The following is a 23,158-nucleotide window of genomic DNA, read 5'->3' on the forward strand; positions in this document are numbered from 1 at the left end:
GGGGGGGGGGGGGCGCCCCCCCCCGACGCCCCCACAAGGCCCTGACCGATGACCGACCCCGACCCCACGCTGCGCCCCGACCGCCTGCCCGATGACGCCGACCGCGCATTGCGACCGCAGGCGCTCGAGGATTTCGTGGGCCAGGCTGAGGCGCGCGCGAACCTGCGCGTCTTCATCGAAAGCGCAAAGATGCGCGGACAGGCGATGGATCACACGCTGTTCCACGGCCCGCCCGGGCTGGGCAAGACGACGCTCGCGCAGATCATGGCGCGCGAGCTCGGCGTCAATTTCAAGATGACCTCGGGCCCGGTGCTGGCGAAGGCCGGCGATCTCGCCGCGATCCTGACCAATCTCGAACGCAACGACGTGCTCTTCATCGACGAGATTCACCGAATGAACCCGGCGGTCGAGGAGGTGCTCTACCCCGCGATGGAGGATTTCGAGCTCGACCTGGTGATCGGCGAAGGCCCCGCCGCGCGCACCGTGCGCATCGAGCTGCAGCCCTTCACCCTCGTCGGCGCGACGACGCGGCTCGGCCTGCTCACGACGCCGCTGCGCGACCGCTTCGGCATCCCGACGCGGCTGCAATTCTACACCGAGGCGGAGCTTGACCTGATCGTCGCGCGCGGCGCGCGGCTGCTTGGCATTCCCGCCGACCCCGCCGGCACGCGCGAGATCGCGAAACGCGCGCGCGGCACCCCGCGGATCGCCGGGCGGCTTTTGCGCCGCGTCGTCGATTTCGCGCTGGTCGAGGGCGACGGCCGCCTGACCCAGGCGATCGCCGACAATGCACTGACGCGGCTTGGCGTCGACCACCTCGGCCTCGACGGCGCCGACCGGCGCTATCTGCGGCTGATCGCCGAGCATTACGGCGGCGGGCCGGTGGGGGTGGAGACGCTCTCCGCCGCGCTTTCCGAGGCGCGCGACGCGATCGAAGAGGTGATCGAGCCCTATCTTTTGCAGCAGGGGCTCGTGCAGCGCACGCCGCGCGGGCGCATGCTTGGCCATCGCGCCTGGCGCCATCTGGGCCTCGAGGCGCCGCAGGCCACGCCGCCGCAAAGCGATCTCTTTGGCGAGGGCTGAGGCAATCCGCCGCTTGCCGCGCCGATGCGCCCGGCCTATCTGGCGCGCATGAGCACCCTGCCCCCCCGTTTCCCGATTTCCGAGACCGAGATCGACCGCGTCGTGACCACGTTTTACGCCCGCGTGCGGGCGCATCCGATGCTCGGCGCGATCTTTGCCGCCCATGTGACGGACTGGCCCGCGCATGAGGCGAAGGTGGCGCGGTTCTGGAAGGGCTCGATCCTGCATCAGGAGGGCTATGACGGCTCGCCGATGCGTGCCCATCGTCAGGCGGAGAACGTGAAGCCCGGGATGTTCTCGACCTGGCTTGCGGTCTTCGACCAGACCCTGCGCGACGAGTTGCCGGAGGCGACGGCACAGGCCTGGTCGGCACTGGCGCACAAGATCGGCACCAGTCTGCGCGCGGGTGTCGTCGAGCGCGACATGCTGCCCGGCGGCATCCCCAGGCTGCGCTGACAGACGCGTATTTGGACCAGGAAGAAGGGCTAGAGGCTTTCTTCCCCGGCGGGTTTGCCCTTGCCGAAAAGCCCCGTCAGGGCGCGACCGGTGAGGTTCGTCACCCGCGGTTTCTGCAACGCGCGGAAGGGCATCGGCCGGCAGACCTCGATCGCGGCGACGCCGACGCGGGCGGTGAGCGCGCCGTTCACCACCCCCTCGCCGAAACGGCGCGAGAGCTTGGCGAAGAGATGCCCGCCGGTGACGGTTTCGATCAGGTCGTCGCCCGCGGCCACCGCGCCGGTCGCGACGAGATGGGTCATCACCGTGCGCGCAAGCCGCAGCGCGCCGAGCGTGCCCGCCCGCCCGCCGTAGATCTCGGCCACGCGCCGGATCATCCGCAGGTTCGCGGTGAGCGCGGTGAAAACATCGGCGAGCGCGAGCGGCACGAGCGCCGTCACCGTGGCGACGGTGCGCGCGGCGGCCTCGATCTCGAGCCGGGCGGCGGCGTCGAGCGGCGTCATCAGCTCGGTTTCCGCGAGCGTGAGCAGAGTTTCGGTGTCGAGCTGTTCGGGCGCGCGGTCGGTGAGGTTGCGGCGCGGCCAGTCCATTTCCGGGCGGCGCGCGTAAAGCCCGGCGAGGTGGTCGACCACCTTGCGCGCGCGCGCCAGATCATCGGCCTGCGCCGCCTCGCTCACCTCGCGATGCACCTTGTCGAGGCGGCCGAGCCGCGCGAAGGCCGCGAGTTCGCGCAGCGCGATCAGCACCGCGGCAAGCAGGAAGGCCGCGAAAAGCACCGTCGCGAGCCAGCCAAGCAGCGGGTTGGAGGCGAAAAGCCCCTCGACGAAGCGCCAGGCCGCGACGGAGGCGAGGAAGCTCACGAGAGCCCCCGCGGCCTGCCAGAAGAAGCGACTGAGCCGAGAGCTGGGCCGCGCCGCGAGCCGCGCCGCGATCTGCATCGCGCGGCCCTGCGGCGGCGCGTCATAGTCGGGCAGATCGGTGACGGGCGGCGCCTCGGCGGGCGAGGCGGGGGCTTCGTCGAGATCGACGATCAGCGGTTTTCTCATAGCTTGTCCCCGATCAGAAAGTCCGCGGCGCGGTCGAGGCGGATATGCGGCGGCCCCTCGCCCGGGCGCAGCTTCACCGGGGCCGGCTCGAACTGCATCAGCCCGAAATCGGCCTCGAGCCAGTGCTGCGCGCCCTCTCGCGCGGGGGCGAGCAGCTGCGCCGGATCCTCGGGCAGATCGCCCGGATAAAGCGCGACGGAACGACCGTCCGCCAGGCGGCCGCGCACGGCAGGCAGGCTTTCGCCCTCATGGGCGAGCAGATCCTCGGTCGTGGTGCGCAGGCTTGCCAGCGCCAGCGCCTGTGTCTGCGCGCCGGCGAAATCGGCGCGATCCTTGGCCTCGCGCAGGAGAGCCGAAGTGATCGCCGAAAGCCGCGCATGTTGCAGGTGATGCAAATGGTCGGCCTTGGTCGCGGCGAAGAGGATCCTTTCGACCCGCTTCGCGCCGAGGAGCGAGGCGAGAAACCCGCTCGTGCCGGGGCGGAAGGCGATCAGGATCTCCGCCATCGAGCGGCGCAGATCCTCCAGCGCGGCGGGGCCGGCGTGGATCGCGCCGAGCACGTCGACGAGCACGACCTGTCGGTCGATGCGGGCGAAATGTTCGCGGAAGAAGGGTTTCACCACTTTCGATTTATAGGCGTCGAAGCGGCGCTCCATCTCGCGCGCGAGCGAACCGCGGGGGTATTCGCCGGGCGGCAGCGGTGCGAAGGTGAGCGCGGGGGAGCCCTCCATCTCGCCCGGCAGCAGGAAGCGGCCCGGCGAGCAGTCAGAAAACCCGGCGGCGCGGGAGGCGTGCAGATGGGCGGTGAAGGCCTCGGCGAGGCGCTTCGCGGCGGGTTCGTCGAAACGGGCGGAAAGGTCGGTTCCGGCGAGTGCCGCCTGGAAGGCCGCGGCGCCCGGGCGGCCGTCGATGCGGGCGAGAACGCCCGCGGACCAGTCAGCGAAGCTCTTGTCGAGGAGCGAGAGGTCGAGCAGCCATTCGCCCGGGTAATCGACGATGTCGAGATGGACGGTGCGCATCCCGCGCAACCCGCCGAGCAGTCCGGTGGGGGCGACGCGAAAGCTCAGCCGCAGCTCGGAGACGGCGCGCGTGCCCTCGGGCCAGTGCGGTGTCGGTCCGGTGAGCGCGGCGAGATGGCTTTCGTAGTCAAACCGCGGCACGGTGTCGTCGGGCTGCGGCTGCAGGAAGGCCGCGCGGATATTGGCGCCGCCGCTCAGCGCCGGCATCCGGCCGCGGTCGAGCAGATTGGCGACGAGCGAGGTGATGAAGACGGTCTTGCCGGCGCGCGAAAGCCCGGTGACGCCAAGCCGGATCACCGGCTCGAACAGCGCCTCGGAAACCGAGGCGCCCAGCCCCTCGACCCGACGCGTGATGTCTTCGGCGATGTCGGAAATACCCAAATCTGCCCCCTTCTTCGCGCTCAAGATAGGGAGCCCGCCGCGGGATTGTTAGGGGGAAAGGGGCGCTGCCCCTCCGGGCCTGCGGCCCGTTCACCCCGAGGTATTTCGGGGCAAGATGAATCCCATCCCTTTCATCTTGCCGAAAATACCTCGGGGGGCGCGCAAGCGCGGGGGCGGAGCCCCCTCCCCCATCCCGCCATTGCGCCGCGCCCCCTGGCGCGCTATCGGCAGGACATGCCCAGATATGCGTTCCAGATCGAATATGACGGTGGCCCCTTTGCCGGTTGGCAACGGCAGGCCGATCAGCCCTCGGTTCAGGGGGCGATCGAGGCGGCGCTCGCCCGGCTCGAACCCGGGGCGCATACGATCGCGGCGGCGGGGCGCACCGATGCCGGCGTGCATGCGACGGCGCAGGTGGCACATGCCGATCTGGCGAAGGACTGGGATCCGTTCCGGCTTTCCGAAGCGCTGAATTTCCATCTCAAGCCGCAGCCGGTGGCGATCCTCGCCTGCGCGCGGGTGCCGGAGGATTTCCACGCGCGGTTCTCGGCGGTCGAGCGGCGCTATCTTTTCCGCCTCGTCGCGCGGCGCGCGCCGGTGACGCATGACCGCGGCCTTGTCTGGCAGGTGCTGAACCCGCTCGACGCCGCGGCGATGCGCGCGGGCGCCGCGCATCTGCTCGGCAACCACGATTTCACGACCTTCCGCTCGACGCTCTGCCAGGCGAAATCGCCGCAGAAGACGCTCGACGAGATCCGGATCGAGGAAGTCGCGATCCCCGGCGGGCGCGAATACCGGTTCCATCTGCGCGCGCGCAGCTTCCTGCACAATCAGGTGCGCTCGATCGTCGGCACGCTGGAGCGGGTCGGCGCCGGATCCTGGGCGCCCGATCAGGTGAAAGAAGCGCTCGAGGCGCGCGATCGCGCCGCCTGCGGGCCGGTCTGCCCGCCGCAGGGGCTTTACCTTTGCGGCGTGGGCTATCCGGAAAATCCGTTCGGCTAGATCATTCCGCCGGCAGTTCGGCCGCGCGGCGCGCCTGCACGATACGGCATTGCGGCGCGCTTTCGGGCAGGCTTTGCGGATTGTATTCGCGCACCGCACGCGCCACCACGCCGATCACCTCGTCATCGCCGCCGCGCTCGATCGCGTCGCGCAGATCGCGCAGCGCCCCGGCGGTTTCCAGCTCGGAGAGGTGATCCTCCCGCACCCGGATGATCTTCGGATGCGCCGTCGCCTGCGCGCCCTTGCGCACCATCAGCTCCTCGTGGAGCTTCTCGCCCGGGCGCAGGCCGACGGTGACGATCTCGATGTCGCCCTGCGGATTGGCCGCGTCGCGCACGCTGTAGCCCGAGGCCTCGATCAGCCGCCGCGCGAGTTCGCCGATACGGATCGGCTTGCCCATGTCGAGAACGTAGACCTCGCCGCCCTCGGCGAAGGAGCCGGCAAGCAGCACGAGGCGCGAGGCCTCCTCGATCGTCATGAAATAGCGCGTCACCCGCTTGTCGGTGAGCGTCACCGGGCCGCCGCGGGCGATCTGCTCCTGAAACAGCGGGATCACCGAACCGGAGGAGCCGAGCACATTGCCGAAGCGCACGATCGAGAAGATCGTCGCGGGCGAGCGGTCGGCCAGATCCTGCACCACGAGTTCGGCAAAGCGTTTCGAGGCGCCCATCAGGTTGCCCGGCCGCACCGCCTTGTCGGAGGAGACGAGCACGAAGCGTTTCACCCCTGCGTCACGCGCCGCCCGCGCCAGCACCGCGGTGCCGATCGTGTTGTTCGCAAGACCGACGCGCGGATTGGCCTCGACCAGCGGCACGTGCTTGTAGGCTGCGGCATGGAGCACGATGTCGACGCGATGCGTCTCGAGCACCTGCGTGACCTGCACCGCATCGGCGACCGAGCCGAGCACCGGGACGATCTCGGTTCCCGCCGCCTCGGCACGCACGCGCATCTCGGCCTCGGCATTGTAGAGCGCGAGCTCGGAGAGCTCGAAGAGCACCAGTTTCGCCGGATGGCAGGCCATCACCTGGCGGCAGAGCTCTAGCCCGATCGAACCGCCGGCGCCCGAGATCATCACCGTGGCGTCGCGATAGGCGGTGCAACCATTGGCGAGCACATCGTCGAAGGGCTTGCGGCTGAGCAGCGCCGCCGGGCCCGAGAGCGTGAGCTTGCCCAGCAGCTCGCGGTCGCCATGCAGCTGCGCGAAGGCGGGCAGCGTCTGCACTTCCATCCCGAGTTTCTCGAGCCGCTTGGCGATGAAGGTCTGCTTGTCGGTCGAGACCGAGGGCATCGCGAGGATCACCCGGTTGATCTTGTAGGTGTCCTTGACCTCGGCCGCGCGCACGCCGGAATAGATCGGCACGCCGTTCATGTTCATGCCCGAGAGCGTCGCGTTGTCGTCGAGGAAGGCATAGACGACGAGATCGTCGGAGCGCTTGAGTTCGCGGGCGAGGGTCATGCCGGTGCGGCCGGCGCCATAGATCGCCACCCGGGTGAAGGAGCGCGAATTGCGGTAGACCTCGATCAGCGCCTTGGTCGCGATCTGGCGCAGCGCGAAATAGCAGGCGAAATAGACCAGCGCGAAGACGACGTGAAAGCCGGGCAGCACCGGGGCGTGCAGGAGCCAGGCGGCCAGCGCGGAGGCCCCGCCGAGCAGCGCGGCGAGAACGGCGCTGCGCGCCACCGCGTCGCCCTGATAATCGCGCAGCCGCAGCCGGGTCAGGCCGAACCAGCTCGTCAGCACGGCGGTCACCGTCATCAGCAAAGCGACCTGCACCACGAGCCCGTTCGCACCGGTGAGCGACCAGCCCTCACGCTGCCCCTGCAGGGTCAGCGCGGCGATATAGGCTATCGGCACGAGCCCGAGATCCACCAGCAGGAAGAACAGTGCCTTCTGTCGGCGGCTCAGCGAAACGATCGTCTTGGTGAGCATACTTGCCTGCGTGCGCCCCTGAGTTGCGTATCACTCTACCGCGACGTCCGGTTTCGATCAACATGCTGCACCGCGGAATTGCCTGCAATTGCCCAAAGTTTCGGCAAGGACCGGCGGATTTCAGCGCAGCACCCGGGCGATCGTGCGCCCGATCAGCCGCAGATCGAAACAAACCGAAGCATGGCGTGCATAGATCAGGTCGAGACGCGCCTTCGCCGTGATGCAGCGCGTGCAATAGACGCGGTCGGTTTCCGCCGGCGTGGCGCAGCGCGCGAGCAGCCATTCCTCGTGCCGGTGGTAGTGGATCGAGGCAAGCCCGGTGACCCCGGGGCGCGACTTCAGAACCTCGCGGTACACCTCGGGGAAGCGCTCGACATATTCGCGCAGCGGCGGGCGCGGGCCGACGAAGCTGATGTCGCCGCGCAGGATGTTCCAGAGCTGCGGCAGCTCGTCGAGGCGGGTGCGGCGCAGGATCCGGCCGACCGGGGTGATCCGCGCGGCCTTGTCCCCGCCCGACACGCCGGCGTCGCGGTCGACCACCGTCATCGTGCGGAATTTCCACAGTCGGAACCCCTCGCCCGGCGTCTTCATCCGCTCGGCGGCGTAGAAGAAGGGCCGCCCCTGGGTGAGCGCGAGCGCGATCAGCACGACGCCCGCGATCAGCGCCACGAGCGGCAGGATCAACAGGGCGAAGAGAATGTCGAAAAGTCGTTTCGAAAAGTTCACTTGTCTGCCTCGTCCGGTTTGCCCCGCACGGCGGAAGCGCCCTCCTCCGGCGCCTCCGGTTCGATCGGAAACGGGTTGAGGTCGTCATCGAACCCGATCGGGAAATTCGTCTTCTCGCGCCAGCGGCGCAGCGCCTCGTCCTCCTCGGTATGCCCGGGCACCTCGCGCAGATCGGCGATCAGCGCCGCGGCGCTCGCCGGCGCCTCGGGCACGAGGCCAAGACCGACCGCCCGCGCGACGTCGAGCTCGACGCGCGCGATCACCCCCTCGGGCGCGCGGCGCGAGAGCCAGTGCTCGTTCGCCGCCTCGAGCAGTGCATCCATCGCCACGACGCCCGGCAGCGCGAGGTTGATCACCCGCGGCAGCGCCGCCCCCGCGGCGAGAAGCCGCACGAGCCGCGAAAGCGCCCGGGCGAAGGCCTGCGGGCCGATGAAGCTGCGCTCGGGTCCATGGCCCGAGGGAAGGATGTCGAGCCAGCGAAGCCCCGGCGGCGGCGCGCCGAACAGCGCATCGGCGCCGAGCACATTGCCGATGCGCAGCACGGTGACGCCCGGGCGTTCGGCGAGCGCCGCCTCCATCGCCGCTTTCGCCGCGCCATAGGGGGCGAGCGGCGCGGGGGCGTCGGTCTCGGCGCAGGGCCGGCCCGCGCCCGCGCCATAGACCGCAGCGGAAGAGGCCAGGATCACCGGGCGCCCGCCCGCCGCATCGGCCGCGTCACAGGCGGCACGCGCGAGATCGGTATTGAGCGCCAGCGCCGCGGCATCGCCGCGCACCACCCCCGCGAGCGCGAGGATCACATCCGCCGCCCGCGCCGCCGCAGCGAAGGCCGCGGGATCGCCGAGCGGGTCGAACAGCAGCGAAGGCCCGCCGAAGGCCGCGAAATCCTCCGCGCGCCGCCCCTGCCAGGCGGTCACCGGTGCGGCACCGGCCCCTGTGGCCCAGGCAGCACGCAACAGCCCGCCAAGGCGCCCGGATCCGCCGATCACGAGCAAACGCGGATTCTTCGGCTTGAGAAATGGCAAATTTGTCCTCATAGACGGAGGGGTGAAGGCGGCGGGTGACTCGATGGCGCCATCGAGGGTTATCATCCAGAGCCGCCGCACGGAACGGGGGAAGTTCGAATGAAGTCACTGCGCCGTCTTCCGGCGAGCCTGGTCCTTGTCGCGCTGGTCTCCGCCTGCACCCTGCCGCGCGGCGCGGCGATGCAGCGCGAGATCCTGAAGAACGCGGATGCCGAAACCCCCAGCTTCGCGCATTACCAGATCGACAGCGCGCTCCTGAAGACGATCGGCGGCTGGCCGGCCGGGCGCAGCGCCTCGGTCAAGCGGCAGTGGCTCAAGGGCGGGCGTGGCACCGTCGGGCAGGTGCTCGCCCCCGGCGACAAGGTCGCGATCGCGGTCTGGGAGAACGGCACGAACAAGCTGCTCTCGGTCAATGGCGCGCCCTCGGCGCAGCTGCAGCAGATGACGATCTCGGCCAAGGGCACGGTGTTCATGCCCTATGTCGGCCCGGTGAAGGTTTCCGGTCTCGCCCCCGACGTGGCGCGCGCGAAGATCGAGGAGCAGGTCTCGCAATTCATCCCCGATGCGCAGATCCAGCTCGAGGCGCAGCCCGGGCAGAGCAACTCGGTCTCGATCGTCGGCGGCGTGGCGCGCCCCGGGGCGGTGCCGCTCGTCGACCGCTCGACCACGGTGCTCGGGCTGATTTCCGATGCGGGCGGCGCGCTGCCCTCGATCGAGAACCCGCAGCTGCGGCTGCAGCGCGGTGGCCAGGTCTATCAGATCTCGATGCGCCGCGTGCTTGACGATCCCTCGCTCGACGCCGGGGTACGCCCCGGCGACAAGCTGATCGTCGAGAAGGATCCGCGCACCTTCCTCGCGCTCGGCGCCTCCGGCCGCGAACAGGTCGTCCCCTTCCCGAAGGATCAGGTCAACGCGCTCGAGGCGGTGACGCTGGTCGGCGGCCTCAACGCGATGCGCGCCGATCCGAAGGGCGTGCTGATCCTGCGCCAATACGCCCCCGCGGCGGTGCATGCCGACGGGCTCGGCGGCCCGACCAATCAACGCGTGGTCTTCACCATCGACCTGACCACCACCGACGGGCTGTTCTCGGCGCAGAATTTCCAGGTCGAACCCGACGACCTCGTGCTCGCCACCGAAAGCCCGGTGAACAATGTCCGGACGATCGTGGGTCTGTTCAGCTCGGTCGCCGCCGCGACGAACAATGCGGTCAAGGTCGAGAACAACCTGAAGTGAGCGGGCAGCCCGCCGCGTGGCGGCGGGCTTGACACCGATACAATCGGCAGACTGGACCTTTGCGGGCGGCAGGTGTTATCTGCCCGCCTCGCAAAGGAGTCCGTCATGTCTTTCGGCAAGAACATCCGCACCTATTTCGAAGGCGAATGGCACGAGGGGGATATCCCCGTCATGCGCGCCGCCGACCATGGCCTGTGGCAGGGCAGCTCCGTCTTTGACGGCGCCCGGCTTTTCGACGGGCTGGTTCCCGACCTCGACGCCCATTGCGCGCGCGTCAACCGCTCGGCCGAGGCGCTGATGATCACCCCCACGATCGCCGCCGACGAAATGGTCGAGATCGCGCGCGAAGGGCTGAAGAAATACGCCAAGGGCGCGGCGGTCTATATCCGGCCGATGTATTGGGCGATCCACGGCTCCGATCTGGGCGTCGCGCCGGCGCCGGGGGTGACGGGCTTCGCGCTCTGCCTCGAGGAAATGCCGATGCCGCCCGCCGACGCGACGACGACGCTCGCGACGACCTCCTTCCGCCGCCCGGTGCTCGCCGACAACGTCTGCAATGCGAAGGCCGGCTGCCTTTATCCGAACAACGCGCGCATGCTGGTCGAGGCGCAGCGCAAGGGTTTCGGCAATGCGCTGGTGCAGGACGCGCTCGGCAATGTCGCCGAGACCGCCACGGCGAACGTCTGGATGGTGAAGGACGGCGAATATTTCACCCCGGTCGCGAACGGCACCTTCCTTGCCGGCCTCACCCGCAAGCGGCACATGGGGCTTCTGCGCGACGCCGGCTACACCGTGCATGAGGCGGTGCTGACGCTCGACGATTTCCGCACCGCGGACGAGGTCTTCCTTACCGGCAACTTCGCCAAGGTCACCCCCGCCGCGGGCTTCGAGGACGTGAAATACGCCCACGGGCCGTTCACGAAAAAGGCGCGCGAGCTTTACATGGACTGGGCGCTGTCCCGCCCGCTCTGACGCGGGAGTTGCCAAACCCCCCGCCGCGGGCGATCATCGCGGCGGGAAGCCCGGAGGGTCCGATGCGCAAGTTTCTCGTCGTGCTCGACGACACACGCGAATGTCTGAACGCGATGCGTTACGCGGCGATGCGCGCGGCGCATACCGGCGGCGGCGTCACCATCCTCTCGATCATCCCGCCCGAGGAATACCAGCACTGGATCGGCGTCGCCGAGATCATGCGCGCCGAGGCGCGCGAGCGGATCGAGGCGCATTTCGAGGTCTTCGCGAAATGGATGCGCGACCGGCAGGGGGTGAACCCCGAGCTCGTCGTGCGCGAGGGCGAACCGGTGACCGAGATCCTCGATCTGGTGCGCGCGGATACCGAGATCGGCGTGCTCGTGCTCGGCGCGGGCACCGACAAATCGGGCCCCGGGCCGCTCGTCACCCAGATGAGCCGCAATTCCGGTTCGCTGCCGGTGCCGCTCACCGTGGTGCCCGGGGACATGTCGAAGGAACGGCTCGAATCGATCACCTGATCGCGCCTGCGCCGATCTGACCCGCCCCGGCCGGGCCCGCAATACTTGACGAATTTGGTCGGCGGACGCATATGTCCCCCAAGCCAAGGAGGCGCCGATGTTCATCCAGACCGAGACCACCCCGAACCCCGCCACGCTGAAATTCCTGCCCGGGCAAGAGGTGCTCGGTGCCGGCACCGCCACTTTCGCCGATGTCGAGAGCGCGCAGGTCTCGCCGCTCGCCGGCCGGATCTTCCGCGTGCCGGGTGTCACCGGCGTGTTTCTGGGCAGCGATTTCGTTTCGGTGACGAAGGACGCCTCCGCCGACTGGGATCACGTGAAACCCGCGGTGCTCGGCGCGATCATGGAACATTACCAGTCGGGCCATCCGGTGATGATGGGCGCAGCCAGCGGCGGCCATGCCGAGGGCGTGCTGGCCGATGAGGAAGACGGCGCGATCGTCGCGCAGATCAAGGAGCTGCTCGACACCCGCGTGCGCCCGGCGGTGGCGCGCGACGGCGGCGACATCACCTTCCACGGGTTCGAGCGCGGCGTCGTTTATCTGCACATGCAGGGCGCCTGCGCCGGTTGCCCCTCCTCGACGCTGACGCTGAAGATGGGGATCGAGAACCTGCTGCGCCATTACATCCCGGAAGTGACCGAGGTCCGCCCCGTTGCGCAGTGATACGGTGATCCTCGCCTTCGACACATCGGCCGCGCATTGCGCGGCCGCTTTGCTGCGCGCGGGTGCGATCACGGCGGTCGCGGTGGAGGAAATGGGCAAGGGTCAGGCCGAACGGCTGATGCCGCTGCTCGAGGAAATGCTGGCAGCGCAGGGGCTGCACTGGCGCGATCTCGACGCGATCGCGGTCGGCGTCGGCCCGGGCAATTTCACCGGGGTGCGGATCGCGGTCTCCGCCGCGCGCGGGCTGGCGCTTGCGCTGAAAATCCCGGCGATCGGGGTGAGCACGCTCGACGCGCTGGCCGAGGGCGCGCCCCGTCCGGTCACGGTGGTGATGGATGCGCGCCGCGACGAGGTCTATGCGCAGGATTTCACCGCCGAGGGCGCCGGTGCGCCGCACCTGCTGCCGCGCGCCGATCTCGACGCCTCCGGCCCGACCCGCGAGGGGATCACCGGCGCGGAACTGATCGAAGCGATCGCGCAGATCGCGGCGCGACGGCTGGCGACGGGCGAGACCGTCCCGCGCCCCGCACCGCTTTACCTGCGCGGCGCCGATGCTGCGCCGCCCTCCGACCCGCCGCCGGTGATTCTCGACTGATGTCGCCCGACGCGCTCGCCCGCCTGCACGCCGCCTGCTTCACCACGCCGCGCCCCTGGTCGGCGGCGGAATTCGCCGATCTGCTCGCCTCGCGCTTCTGCTTCCTGCTGACCGAGCCCGGCGGGTTCCTGCTTGGCCGGGTGATCGCCGACGAGGCCGAACTCCTCACCCTCGCCGTCGATCCCGCCCAGCGCCGGCAAGGCATCGGCGCAAGGCTGCTCACGCGCTTCGCCGAAGCCTCCGAGGCCCGCGGCGCGACTTCCGCCTTTCTCGAGGTGGCCGAGGACAATGCCGCGGCGCGCGCGCTTTACGGCGCGGGCGGCTGGGCAAGCGCGGGGCGTCGGCGCGGCTATTACCACGGCCCCGCGGGCGATGCCGTCGACGCGCTGATCCTGACGCTTTCGCTGGCGCCGCCCGCGATTTGACCATCCGCTCAAAAAGCCACCAAGCCCCGGCGGGTGGCGACAAAATCGCGCTTGACCCCCCCGTCATTCCCGGCCCTAATCCCCTTGGTCCGCGGGCAGATCGCCCGCCAACGGCACCCCAGAGGGGGCCATAACAATGACCGGGAGTGATCCATGACCCTGATGAAACAGTTCCTCGGCGCAACGGCTTTTCTGGCGCTCGGCGCAGGTGCGGCGCTGGCCGATCCGGCGCTGATCTACGATCTCGGCGGCAAGTTCGACAAATCCTTCAACGAAGCGGCCTATATGGGCGCGAAGAAATGGGCCGAGGAGACCGGCGGCTCCTACAAGGAACTCGAGATGCAGTCGGAGGCCCAGCGCGAGCAGGCGCTGCGTCGTCTGGCCGAATCGGGCGCGAATCCGATCGTGATGACCGGCTTCGCCTTCGGGGACGTGCTCAACACCGTCGCCCCCGAATACCCCGACACGAAATTCGCGATCATCGACATGGTCGTCGACCAGCCGAACGTGCGCTCCGTCGTCTTCACCGAGGAGCAGGGCTCCTATCTCGTCGGCATGATGGCGGCGATGGCCTCGAAGACGGACACCGTCGGCTTCATCGGCGGCATGGACATCCCGCTGATCCGCAAGTTTGCCTGCGGCTATGTCCAGGGCGTGAAGGCGGCGAAGCCCGACGCCAAGGTGGTGCAGAACATGACCGGCACCACGCCCAGCGCCTGGAACGACCCGGTGAAGGGCTCGGAGCTGACCAAGGCGCAGATCGCGCAGGGGGCCGACGTGATCTATGCCGCCGCGGGCGGCACCGGCATCGGCGTGCTGCAGACCGCGGCGGACGAGAAGATCCTCTCGATCGGCGTCGACAGCAACCAGAACCACCTGCACCCCGGCCAGGTGCTGACCTCGATGGTCAAGCGCGTCGACAACGCCGTCTACGACGCCTTCAAGGAAGGCGCCGACATGACCACCGGCCTCGTGGTGATGGACCTCGCCAAGGACGGCGTCGGCTATGCGATGGACGACAACAACAAGGATCTCGTCACCCCCGAGATGAAGGCCGCGGTCGATGCCGCCGCCGAGAAGATCAAGTCGGGCGAGATCCAGGTGCACGACTACATGGCGGACAATAGCTGCCCGGTGGAATGATGACCGGCGCACAGGACAAGGGGCGGCAGGAAACTGCCGCCTCCCCCGCCCCCGCGATCGAGCTGCGCGGCATCTCCAAGGCCTTCGGCCCGGTGCAGGCGAACAAGGACATCTCGATCCGGGTGATGCCCGGCACGATCCACGGCATCATCGGCGAGAACGGCGCGGGGAAATCGACGCTGATGTCGATCCTCTACGGGTTCTACAAGGCCGATGCCGGCGAGATCCTGATCAACGGCACCCCCACCGCCATCCCCGACAGCCAGGCCGCGATCCGCGCCGGCATCGGCATGGTGTTCCAGCATTTCAAGCTGGTGCAGAATTTCACCGTGCTCGAGAACATCATTCTCGGCGCGGAAGACGGTGCGCTTTTGCGCCCCTCGCTCGCCAAGGCGCGCAAGACGCTGAAGCACCTGGCCGAGGAATACGAGCTCGACGTCGATCCCGACGCGCTGATCGAGGAGCTTTCCGTCGGCCATCAGCAGCGCGTCGAGATCCTCAAGGCGCTTTATCGTCAGGCCGACATCCTGATCCTCGACGAGCCGACCGGCGTGCTGACGCCCGCCGAGGCCGACCACCTCTTCCGCATCCTCGCCAACCTCAAGGCGCAGGGCAAGACGATCATCCTGATCACCCACAAGCTGCGCGAGATCATGGAGGCGACCGACACCGTCAGCGTGATGCGCCGCGGCGAGATGACCGCGACGGTGAAGACCGCGGAGAGCTCGCCCGAGGAACTGGCCGAGCTGATGGTGGGGCGCAAGGTGCTGCTGCATGTGCCGAAAGGGCCCTCGAACCCCGGCAAGACCGTGCTCGAGATCAGGGATCTGCGCATCACCGACCGCGACAAGGTGGAACGGGTGAAGGGGGTGAACCTGACGATCCGCGCGGGCGAGATTCTCGGCATCGCGGGCGTCGCGGGCAACGGGCAATCGCAGCTGCTCGAACTGCTCGGCGGTTTCGCCGATGCCAGCGTCACCGGCCAGGTGCTGGTGAACGGCGAGGAGATCGACCTCACCGGGCGCCATTCGAACGGCCAGACCCGGCGCGCGCGCGGCATCGCCCATGTGCCCGAGGATCGCCACCACCTCGGGCTGATCCTCGATTTCTCCGCCTGGGAGAACATCGCCTTCGGCTATCACAACGCGCCGGAGTATCAGAAGAACGCGCTCCTCATGGACAATGCGGCGATCATTCGGGACACCGAGGGCAAGATGGAGCGTTTCGACGTGCGCCCGCCGAACCCGCAGCTGCCGGCGCAAAGCTTTTCCGGCGGCAACCAGCAGAAGATCGTTCTCGCCCGCGAGATCGAGCGCAACCCCGAGCTTCTGCTTGTCGGGCAGCCGACGCGCGGCGTCGACATCGGCGCGATCGAATTCATCCACAAGCGCATCGTCGAGCTGCGCGACGCCGGCAAGGCGGTGCTGCTCGTCTCGGTGGAACTTGATGAAATCATGTCGCTTTCCGACCGGATCGCGGTGATGTTCGACGGCCGCATCATGGGCGAGCGCCTGCCCGGGGAGACGAACGAACGCGAGCTGGGCCTGCTCATGGCCGGTGTCGCGGGCGAAGGGGAGGCCGCGTGAAACTGCCGCTTCTCCTGCTCGCGCTGCTGCCGGCGCCGGCCACGGCCGAGGTCATCCTCGCCTGCCATTTCGACGGGCTGCCGCAGGTCGTGATGCGCTATCCTGACGGGGTGGGCGAGAAACCGACGATGTCGGTCGATGGTCGCCCGCCGGTCGAGATGACCGTCGGCAATGGCACGATGCGGTTCGAAAGCGCGGTGGTCGACGGCTATAATTTCCGGTTTTCCCCGGCGGCCATGAACATGGATGTCGAGAAGGGGGCCGAGTCGCTGGTGAACGGCGCCCCCGGCAGCTGCATCACGATCGGTGGCCCGGTCAACGAGGTGCCGCTCGCGCTGGAGCCCACAGCTGCGGCGGCGAAACAGGACGCACCCGCGCCCGCAGCCGCCCCCGAGGACGTCGGCGCCTGGCGCATCAGCGAAACCAGCTCCGCCTTCGACGACAGCGCCACGGTCATGCTCTCGCTCGATGCCGACATGCCGATCGCGGGGCAATATGGGCGGACGGTGCTTCCCACACTCGTGCTGCGCTGCAAGGAAAACACCACTTCCGTCTTCTTCGACATGGGCGATTATTTCCTCGCCGACATTCAGGGATACGGCCGGATCGACACCCGGGTGGACAAGGCAAAGACCGTGGTGATCCGGGCGGATGCCTCGACGAGCAATCACGCGCTTGGCCTGTGGTCGGGCGCGCAGGCGATCCCCTTCATCAAGCGGATCGCGGCCGGCGCGCATCTTGCGGTGCGGATCACCCCCTATAACGAATCTCCGAAGGAGATTTCCTTCACGCTGGCCGGCCTTGACGCGGCGCTGCCGAAATTGCGCGGGGCCTGCAAATGGTGAAGAAGACGATGCAACCTCCGAAGAGCGAGGCCCTGTGATGGTGAAACTTCCGACCTGGGCGGATCTCGTGCTGGTGCCGCTGATCTCGCTCGTCCTCGCCGCGGTGATCTCGGCGCTGGTCATCCTCGCGATCGGCAATGACCCGGTCGAGGCGGTGAAGGTGATGGTCGACGGCGCCTTCGGTTCCGCCACCGGCATCGCCTATACGCTCTTCTACACCACCTCCTTCATCTTCACCGGGCTTGGCGTGACCGTCGCCTACCATGCCGGGCAGTTCAACATCGGCGGCGAGGGGCAGGCGCAGCTTGGCGGGCTTGGCGTCGCGCTCGTCTGCCTCGCCCTGCCCTGGCCGCACTGGACGATCGCGCTTGCCGCGGCGACCGTCGGCGCGGCGGTGTTCGGTGCGGCCTGGGCGGCGATCCCGGCCTGGCTGCAGGCGAAGCGCGGCAGCCATATCGTGATCACCACGATCATGTTCAACTACATCGCCGCTGCGCTGATCGTGTATCTCCTCGTCGAGGTGCTGCGCCCGGTGGGGCAGATGGACCCGGCCACGGCGCGCTTCCCCGAAGGCGCGAAGATCCCGAACTTCGGGCAGATCCCGCTGCTTGACCTCGTGTTCTCGAAGCGGGTGCCGGCGAATGTGACCTTCTTCATCGCGCTGGCCGCCTGCGTCGCGGTCTGGGCGCTGCTCTGGCGCACCCGCCTTGGCTACGAGATCCGCGCCTTCGGCAAATCCGAAAGCGCGGCGCTTTACGCCGGCATCTCGCCGGTGAAGGTGATCATGCTCTCGATGCTGATTTCCGGCGGGCTGTCCGGGATGATGGCGATCAACAACGTGATGGGCGAGGCGCATCGGCTGGTGCAGAACTCGGCCGAGGGGGCGGGTTTCATCGGCATCGCCGTCGCGCTGATGGGGCGTAACCATCCGTTCGGCGTCTTCCTCGCCGCGCTGCTCTTCGGCTTCCTCTATCAGGGCGGGGCGGAGATGGGGCTGATGACCTCGATCCCGATCGAGCTGCGGCTGCTGTTGCAGGGGCTCGTGATCCTGTTCACCGGCGCGCTCGACACGATGGTGCGGATGATGCTCTCGCCCTTCTTCCGCGCCGCGAAGGAGGCCGCGTGATGGATTACGGAACCTTTCTCGAAGTCTTCGGCTCCTCGCTGCGGCTCGCCACGCCGCTCTTGCTCGCCTGTCTTGCCGGGCTTTTCTCCGAACGTTCGGGGATCTTCGACATCGGGCTCGAGGGCAAGATGCTCGCCGCCGCGATGGCCTCGGGTGCGGCGGCTTACCTGAGCGGCTCGGCCTGGGTCGGGCTCGGCGCCGGCATCGTCGCCTCGATGCTTTTCGCCATCGTGCATGGCATCGCCTCGATCACCTTCCGCGGCAACCAGCTGATCTCGGGCGTCGCGCTCAATTTCGTGGCCTCGGGCGCGACCGTGCTGATCGCGCAATCGCTCTTCAAGCAGGGCGGGCGCACGCCGCCGCTTGCGGGCGCCGCGCGGTTCACCCCGATCACGCTGCCCGGCACGGAGAGCGCCGGCGCGATCCCGGTGATCGGCCCCTTCTATGCCGAGGTGCTCTCGGGCCATTCGATCCTCGTCTATATCGCGCTTCTCGCGGTGCCCGCGACCTGGTGGGTGCTTTACCGCACGCGCTTTGGCCTGCGGCTGCGCGCGGTGGGCGAGAACCCGGAATCGGTCGATACCGCCGGCGTCTCGGTGATCCGGCTGCGCTATACGGCGGTGGCGATCACCGGCCTGCTGTGCGGCCTTGCCGGCGCCTATATGGCGACCTCGCTGCAGGCGGGCTTCGGGCGCGAGATGACCGCGGGGCGCGGCTATATCGCGCTTGCCGCGCTGATCTTCGCCAAGTGGCGGCCATGGTATGCGCTCTGGGCGACGCTGCTCTTCGGCTTTTTGCAGGCGATCGCGCTGCGCCCCGATGTGCTGGAAGGCGCGTTGCACATGAAGATCCCGGTCTCCTTCCTCGACGCGCTGCCCTATATCCTGACCGTCATCGTGCTGGCCGGCTTCATCGGGCGCGCGATCGGTCCCCGTGCCGGAGGACAACCCTATGTCAAGGAGCGCTGAGCTCGCCGCCCTCATCCGCAGCCTCGCAGGCGAGGCGCCCCCCGCAATCGGCCTGATCCTCGGCTCGGGCCTCGGCCATCTGGCCGAGGAGGTCGAGGGCGTCGCGATCCCCTACGATCAGCTTCCGGGCTTTCCGCAGGCGAGCGTCTCCGGCCACAACCCGAAGCTGGTGGTAGGCCAGCTCGAGGGCGTGCGCGTCGCGGTCTTCGGCGGGCGGGTGCATTATTACGAGCACGGCAACCCGGCCGAGATGCGCCTGCCGCTCGAGGTGCTGCGCGATCTCGGCTGCGAGAAGCTGCTGCTGACCAATGCCGCGGGTTCGCTGCGCAGCGACATTCCGCCCGGCGATCTGATGCTGCTCAACGATCACATCGCTTTCGCCGGCACCAACCCGCTGATCGGCGAGCCGACCGATGCGCGTTTCGTGCCGATGACCGAGGCGCATGATCCGACGATGCGCGCCGCCCTCAAGGCCGCGGCCGAGGCCGAGGGGATCGCGCTCGCCGAAGGGGTCTATTGCTGGTTCTCCGGCCCCTCCTTCGAGACCCCGGCCGAGATCCGCGCGGCGAAGGTGCTCGGCGCCGATGCGGTGGGCATGTCGACCGTGCCCGAGGTGATCCTCGCGCGCTTCCTCGGCCTCAGCGTCGCCGCCGTCTCGGTGATGACGAACATGGGCGCCGGCCTTTCGGCGGAAAACATCAGCCATGAGCACACCAAGGCGATGGCCCCGCTCGGCGCTGCCAAATTCGAGCGCATCCTGCGGAAATTCCTGCATTCTCTCTGAGACGCCCGAAACCGTCATTTGACAGGCCGCTCCCGCAAGGGCAACCTGAGACAAAGTCGCCGGGTCGCCATGCAGATCTACCTCCCCATCGCCGAAGTCTCGGTCAACATCTTCGTTCTTCTGGGGCTCGGCGGGGTGGTCGGTCTGCTCTCGGGTCTCTTTGGCGTGGGCGGCGGCTTCCTGATCACGCCGCTCCTCTTCTTCATTGGCATCCCGCCCACCGTCGCCGTCGCCACCGGCGCGAACCAGGTGGTGGCCTCCTCCGTCTCCGGCGTGCTCGCGCAGTTCAAGCGCAAGGCGGTCGATGTGCCGATGGGGCTCGTGCTGCTGGTCGGCGGCCTGATCGGCTCCGCCGCCGGGATCTGGGTGTTCAACCTGCTCACGAAGCTCGGCCAGATCGACCTCGCGGTGCAGCTCGCCTATGTCGTCTTTCTCGGCTCGATCGGGCTTTTGATGCTGCAGGAGGCGGTGCGCACGATCCGCCGCGCGCGCAAGGCGGGCGGGCCGCCGCGGGTGAAGCGGCATCAGCACGGCTGGGTCCACAAGCTGCCGCTGAAGCTGAAATTCCGCGCCTCGGGGCTTTACATCTCGGTCATCCCGCCGGCGCTCGTCGGCATGGCGGTCGGCGTGCTCGCCGCGATCATGGGCGTGGGCGGCGGCTTCATCATGGTGCCGGCGATGATCTACCTGCTTGGCATGCCGACGAAGGTGGTGATCGGCACCTCGCTGTTCCAGATCCTCTTCGTCTCCGCCTTCACCACGCTGATGCATGCGATCACCAACCAGTCGGTCGATGTCATGCTCGCGCTGATGCTGATCGTCGGCGGCGTGATCGGGGCGCAGATCGGCTCGCGGATGGGGGCGAAGCTCAACGCCGAGCAGCTGCGCATCCTGCTTGCGCTTCTGGTGATCGCGGTGGCGCTGAAACTCGGGCTCGACCTGCTGCTCCGCCCCTCGGAGCTCTTCTCGCTGCAATCGGGGAACCGGGGATGATCCGTCTCCTGCTCCTTTTGCTGCTTTGCGCGCTGCCCGCCCGGGCCGAGAACGTCGTCGCCGGGCTGAGCAACGACAATATCGGCATCACCGCGGCCTTCAACGGCTCCTCGATCCTGATCTATGGCGCGGTGCAGCGCGATGCGCCGCTGCCGCCGGGCAAGCTTGGCATCGTCGTCACCCTCGAGGGCCCCTCGCAGGAGGTCACGATCCGCCGCAAGAGCCGCGAATTCGGGATCTGGGTGAACACGGAAAAGGTGCGCGTCGCCGCGGCGCCCAGCTATTACGCCGTTTCCTCCTCCGCGCCGCTCGCCGAGATCCTCGATCCGGCGGTCGACGTGCAGCAGCGGATCTCGATCCCGCTCGCGATGCGCGCCTTCGCCGGGCCGCTCGAGGTCGAGGATGCGCGTCCCTTCACCGAGGCGCTCTTGCGCATCCGCGAGCGCGAGGGATTTTACAGCGAACATGTGGGGGCGGTGACGATCGTCGACAGCACGCTTTTCCGCGCCGATTTCGACCTGCCCGCGAACCTGATCGAGGGCGATTACAAGACGCGGATCTTTCTTCTGCGCGACGGCCAGCTCGTCGATCACTATCAGGCCGCGATCTCGGTGCGGCGCGTCGGGCTCGAACGCTGGCTCTATATGCTCTCGCGCCAGCATGCGGCGGTCTATGGCGTGCTCTCGCTCGCGCTCGCGGTCTTTGCCGGCTGGGCGGCGGCGGAGGCGTTCCGGCGGCTGCGCGCCTGACGCCCCCCGCGGCTCAGAACGCCTTGAAGGTCATCGTGGTGAGCGTGCGCCCGATGCCCTCGATGTCGAAGAGCTTCTCGTTGAGGTAATGGCCGATGTCGACCTCGTCGGGCACATAGACCTTGGCGAGCAGATCGAACTCGCCCGAGGTCGAATAGAGCTCGCTCACCACCTCGCGCTCATAGATCGCGTCGGCGACCTGATAGGTCTTGCCGGGGTGGCAGCGGAACTGGACGAAAACGCAACGCATCGGGGCCTCCTGTAATTGCGCTCAGACTATGCCGCCGGCGGGGGAAGGGGAAGTCACTCCTCGCCTTCGCCTTCGCGTTCGAGCCGCAGCGCCGCGCCGCCCGTGGGCAGATCGTCGATACCAAGCGGGCCGGAGGGGCGCGCAAGCCGCGCCTTCGTCACCCAAAGCAGGCGATGCTCGGCGCGGGTGATCGCGACATAGGCGAGGCGTTTCCAAAGGGGGATGCCCGCCTCGGTCCGCCCGGCGCGGAAGGCCGCGTAGAGGTCGGGGGCGAAGACCTGCACATCGGGCCACTGGCTGCCCTGCGCCTTGTGGATCGTGACCGCCGCGCCATGCAGGAAGGCCGCGCCCATCCGCGCGGCATAGGGGATGAAGGGCTCCTCCTCGTCGGGCATCTCGATCTTGATGATCGAGGCGGCGGAGAGGCGCGGATCCTCGGCGCCGATCACATGCAGCCGCGAGAAGCCGGGCTTCTTGCCGGGGCCGAGGTAGATCACCTGCGCGCCCTTGATCAGGCCGCGCGCCTCGAGGTCGATGCGTTTCTTGCGATGCTTGAGCGGCAGCTCGATGCCGTCGCAGATCAGCGGCTCACCCGGCAAAAGCGCATCCGCGGGCGCGCCATGGGCCGCGCGGAAGGCGTTGATCAGCCGAATCCGCGTCGCGTTGCGCCACACGAGCACCGGCGAGCGCGCCATCAGATCGCTTTCGACCCGCTCGGCCCAGACGACACGCTCGTCGCGCTTGGCCGCCGCTTCGATCATCCGCTCGAAAGCGTAGAAATCGAGGCTGTCGTCGGCAAGCGCATGGGCGAGATCGAGGATCGGGTTGTCGTCGGCCTGCCGGTGGATGCGGTGCAGGACGTGTTTCGCGGGCTCGGGCAGGCGCTCGAAGCACATGTGACCCGACTGGTTGACGGGGGCGAGCTGCGCCGGATCGCCAAAGAGCACCAGCGTCGGGAAGATCTCGCGCAGGTCGTCGAACTGGCGTTCGTCGAGCATCGAGGCCTCGTCGACGAAACCGATGTCGAGCGGATCCTCGCGCCGCTTCCAGCCCTGGATGAAATCCGATCCGCGCAGCCCCGCCGAGGCGAGCGCGCCGGGGATCGACTTGTTCGTCTCGTAAAACGCCTTTGCGCGATCAAGCGCGGCATCGGTAAGCCCGTCGATGCGCAAAAGGTCGAGGTTCGGCCGCTCCCCCTGCCCCGCGAGCCATTCGGCGATGCGCTCATATTCCGGGTCATAGACCGGGGTATAAAGAATGCGGTGGATCGTCGTCGCCGGCACGCCGCGCGTGCGCAGGACCGAGGCCGCCTTGTTCGTCGGCGCGAGGATCGCGAGCGAGCGGCGCTCCTTGCGCCGACGCCCCTCGAAATCGCCCGAGACGATCTCGACCCCGGTCTCTTCGAGGGAGCGGTAAAGCTCGGCGAGCAGCAGCGTCTTGCCCGAACCCGCCTTGCCGATCACCGAAAGCACCCGCGGATCGCCGCCCTCGGGCAAAAGCGTGCCCTCGACGATATCGACGCCCGCGGCCTCGAGCGCCTCGGCCACGGCATCCCAGGCCTCGGCCTGATCTTCGGAGAATTGCACTTTCGCGGGGGTCTTCGTCATGGCGCGACCTTACAGGCGCCCCCCGCCGACCGGAA

24 protein-coding genes are annotated in these 23,158 nt (G+C 68.4%); 17 read left to right on the plus strand and 7 right to left on the minus strand.

Going from position 1 to position 23,158, the window contains the following annotated elements:
- The first annotated feature begins 48 nt into the window (after nucleotides 1–48).
- Complete coding sequence (gene ruvB / locus AB7U46_RS13540) at nucleotides 49–1,083, plus strand: Holliday junction branch migration DNA helicase RuvB (RefSeq protein ID WP_428337509.1); 1,035 nt, start codon at nucleotides 49–51, stop codon at nucleotides 1,081–1,083.
- 48 nt (nucleotides 1,084–1,131) lie between these two features.
- Nucleotides 1,132–1,539, plus strand: a complete 408-nt coding sequence (locus AB7U46_RS13545) for a group III truncated hemoglobin (RefSeq protein ID WP_428337510.1) — start codon at nucleotides 1,132–1,134, stop codon at nucleotides 1,537–1,539.
- Nucleotides 1,540–1,568: 29 nt separating this feature from the next.
- Here AB7U46_RS13545 and AB7U46_RS13550 read toward each other — a convergent pair whose 3' ends face one another.
- Both AB7U46_RS13550 and AB7U46_RS13555 read right to left on the minus strand, forming a co-directional pair.
- Nucleotides 1,569–2,585: a YcjF family protein gene (locus AB7U46_RS13550; protein ID WP_428337511.1), complete on the minus strand. Its 1,017-nt coding sequence runs from the start codon at nucleotides 2,583–2,585 to the stop codon at nucleotides 1,569–1,571.
- A complete protein-coding gene (locus AB7U46_RS13555) occupies nucleotides 2,582–3,985 on the minus strand; it encodes a YcjX family protein (protein ID WP_428337512.1) in 1,404 nt (467 codons plus the stop codon). The genes AB7U46_RS13550 and AB7U46_RS13555 overlap by 4 nt, the downstream gene beginning before the upstream one ends.
- A 234-nt stretch (nucleotides 3,986–4,219) precedes the next feature.
- On the opposite strand from AB7U46_RS13555, the gene truA reads away from it, so the two are divergent.
- Nucleotides 4,220–4,987 (plus strand): tRNA pseudouridine(38-40) synthase TruA, encoded by a 768-nt coding sequence (gene truA, locus AB7U46_RS13560; protein ID WP_428337513.1) that lies wholly within the window; start codon nucleotides 4,220–4,222, stop codon nucleotides 4,985–4,987.
- A gap of 1 nt (nucleotide 4,988) precedes the next feature.
- Here truA and AB7U46_RS13565 read toward each other — a convergent pair whose 3' ends face one another.
- The 3 genes from AB7U46_RS13565 to AB7U46_RS13575 form a co-directional block, all read right to left on the minus strand.
- Complete coding sequence (locus AB7U46_RS13565; RefSeq protein ID WP_428337514.1) at nucleotides 4,989–6,917, minus strand: polysaccharide biosynthesis protein; 1,929 nt, start codon at nucleotides 6,915–6,917, stop codon at nucleotides 4,989–4,991.
- A 120-nt stretch (nucleotides 6,918–7,037) separates the two neighbouring features.
- Complete coding sequence (locus AB7U46_RS13570) at nucleotides 7,038–7,643, minus strand: sugar transferase (RefSeq protein WP_428337515.1); 606 nt, start codon at nucleotides 7,641–7,643, stop codon at nucleotides 7,038–7,040.
- Complete coding sequence (locus AB7U46_RS13575; protein ID WP_428337516.1) at nucleotides 7,640–8,731, minus strand: NAD-dependent epimerase/dehydratase family protein; 1,092 nt, start codon at nucleotides 8,729–8,731, stop codon at nucleotides 7,640–7,642. Before AB7U46_RS13575 ends, AB7U46_RS13570 begins: the two co-directional genes overlap by 4 nt.
- A gap of 33 nt (nucleotides 8,732–8,764) precedes the next feature.
- On the opposite strand from AB7U46_RS13575, the gene AB7U46_RS13580 reads away from it, so the two are divergent.
- From AB7U46_RS13580 to AB7U46_RS13645, 14 genes are all read left to right on the plus strand, one after another.
- Nucleotides 8,765–9,898, plus strand: a complete 1,134-nt coding sequence (locus tag AB7U46_RS13580) for a polysaccharide biosynthesis/export family protein (RefSeq protein ID WP_428337517.1) — start codon at nucleotides 8,765–8,767, stop codon at nucleotides 9,896–9,898.
- Between the two features lie 105 nt (nucleotides 9,899–10,003).
- A complete protein-coding gene (locus tag AB7U46_RS13585) occupies nucleotides 10,004–10,870 on the plus strand; it encodes a branched-chain amino acid aminotransferase (RefSeq protein WP_428337518.1) in 867 nt (288 codons plus the stop codon).
- Between the two features lie 62 nt (nucleotides 10,871–10,932).
- Entirely contained in the window at nucleotides 10,933–11,388 is a 456-nt protein-coding gene (locus AB7U46_RS13590; protein WP_428337519.1) for a universal stress protein, read from the plus strand.
- A gap of 97 nt (nucleotides 11,389–11,485) precedes the next feature.
- The gene (locus AB7U46_RS13595) at nucleotides 11,486–12,052 is read left to right on the plus strand and encodes a NifU family protein (RefSeq protein WP_428337520.1); all 567 of its coding nucleotides are present in this window, start codon (nucleotides 11,486–11,488) and stop codon (nucleotides 12,050–12,052) included.
- On the plus strand, nucleotides 12,042–12,647 hold the full coding sequence (gene tsaB, locus AB7U46_RS13600; RefSeq protein WP_428337521.1) for a tRNA (adenosine(37)-N6)-threonylcarbamoyltransferase complex dimerization subunit type 1 TsaB: 606 nt from the start codon (nucleotides 12,042–12,044) through the stop codon (nucleotides 12,645–12,647). Before AB7U46_RS13595 ends, tsaB begins: the two co-directional genes overlap by 11 nt.
- A complete protein-coding gene (gene rimI / locus AB7U46_RS13605; protein WP_428337522.1) occupies nucleotides 12,647–13,072 on the plus strand; it encodes a ribosomal protein S18-alanine N-acetyltransferase in 426 nt (141 codons plus the stop codon). The genes tsaB and rimI overlap by 1 nt, the downstream gene beginning before the upstream one ends.
- A gap of 153 nt (nucleotides 13,073–13,225) precedes the next feature.
- Nucleotides 13,226–14,215, plus strand: coding sequence for a BMP family lipoprotein (locus tag AB7U46_RS13610; protein ID WP_428337523.1), 990 nt, complete (start codon nucleotides 13,226–13,228; stop codon nucleotides 14,213–14,215).
- Entirely contained in the window at nucleotides 14,215–15,801 is a 1,587-nt protein-coding gene (locus AB7U46_RS13615) for an ABC transporter ATP-binding protein (protein ID WP_428337524.1), read from the plus strand. Before AB7U46_RS13610 ends, AB7U46_RS13615 begins: the two co-directional genes overlap by 1 nt.
- A complete protein-coding gene (locus tag AB7U46_RS13620) occupies nucleotides 15,798–16,646 on the plus strand; it encodes a type VI secretion system-associated protein TagO (RefSeq protein ID WP_428337525.1) in 849 nt (282 codons plus the stop codon). Before AB7U46_RS13615 ends, AB7U46_RS13620 begins: the two co-directional genes overlap by 4 nt.
- Before the next feature lie 37 nt (nucleotides 16,647–16,683).
- A complete protein-coding gene (locus tag AB7U46_RS13625; protein ID WP_428337526.1) occupies nucleotides 16,684–17,772 on the plus strand; it encodes an ABC transporter permease in 1,089 nt (362 codons plus the stop codon).
- Nucleotides 17,772–18,740, plus strand: a complete 969-nt coding sequence (locus tag AB7U46_RS13630; protein WP_428337527.1) for an ABC transporter permease — start codon at nucleotides 17,772–17,774, stop codon at nucleotides 18,738–18,740. Before AB7U46_RS13625 ends, AB7U46_RS13630 begins: the two co-directional genes overlap by 1 nt.
- Entirely contained in the window at nucleotides 18,724–19,524 is an 801-nt protein-coding gene (locus AB7U46_RS13635; RefSeq protein WP_428337528.1) for a purine-nucleoside phosphorylase, read from the plus strand. The genes AB7U46_RS13630 and AB7U46_RS13635 overlap by 17 nt, the downstream gene beginning before the upstream one ends.
- Before the next feature lie 69 nt (nucleotides 19,525–19,593).
- Entirely contained in the window at nucleotides 19,594–20,517 is a 924-nt protein-coding gene (locus AB7U46_RS13640) for a sulfite exporter TauE/SafE family protein (protein WP_428337529.1), read from the plus strand.
- On the plus strand, nucleotides 20,514–21,266 hold the full coding sequence (locus tag AB7U46_RS13645; RefSeq protein WP_428337530.1) for a TIGR02186 family protein: 753 nt from the start codon (nucleotides 20,514–20,516) through the stop codon (nucleotides 21,264–21,266). Before AB7U46_RS13640 ends, AB7U46_RS13645 begins: the two co-directional genes overlap by 4 nt.
- A gap of 13 nt (nucleotides 21,267–21,279) precedes the next feature.
- Here the strand turns inward: AB7U46_RS13645 and AB7U46_RS13650 are convergent, their stop codons facing one another.
- The gene (locus AB7U46_RS13650; RefSeq protein WP_428337531.1) at nucleotides 21,280–21,516 is read right to left on the minus strand and encodes an Lrp/AsnC ligand binding domain-containing protein; all 237 of its coding nucleotides are present in this window, start codon (nucleotides 21,514–21,516) and stop codon (nucleotides 21,280–21,282) included.
- Between the two features lie 53 nt (nucleotides 21,517–21,569).
- Nucleotides 21,570–23,123, minus strand: a complete 1,554-nt coding sequence (locus AB7U46_RS13655; RefSeq protein ID WP_428337532.1) for an ATP-dependent DNA helicase — start codon at nucleotides 23,121–23,123, stop codon at nucleotides 21,570–21,572.
- Nucleotides 23,124–23,158: the final 35 nt, after the last annotated feature.

The organism is Paenirhodobacter sp. (assembly GCF_050177655.1).
Classification (GTDB): domain Bacteria; phylum Pseudomonadota; class Alphaproteobacteria; order Rhodobacterales; family Rhodobacteraceae; genus Rhodobacter.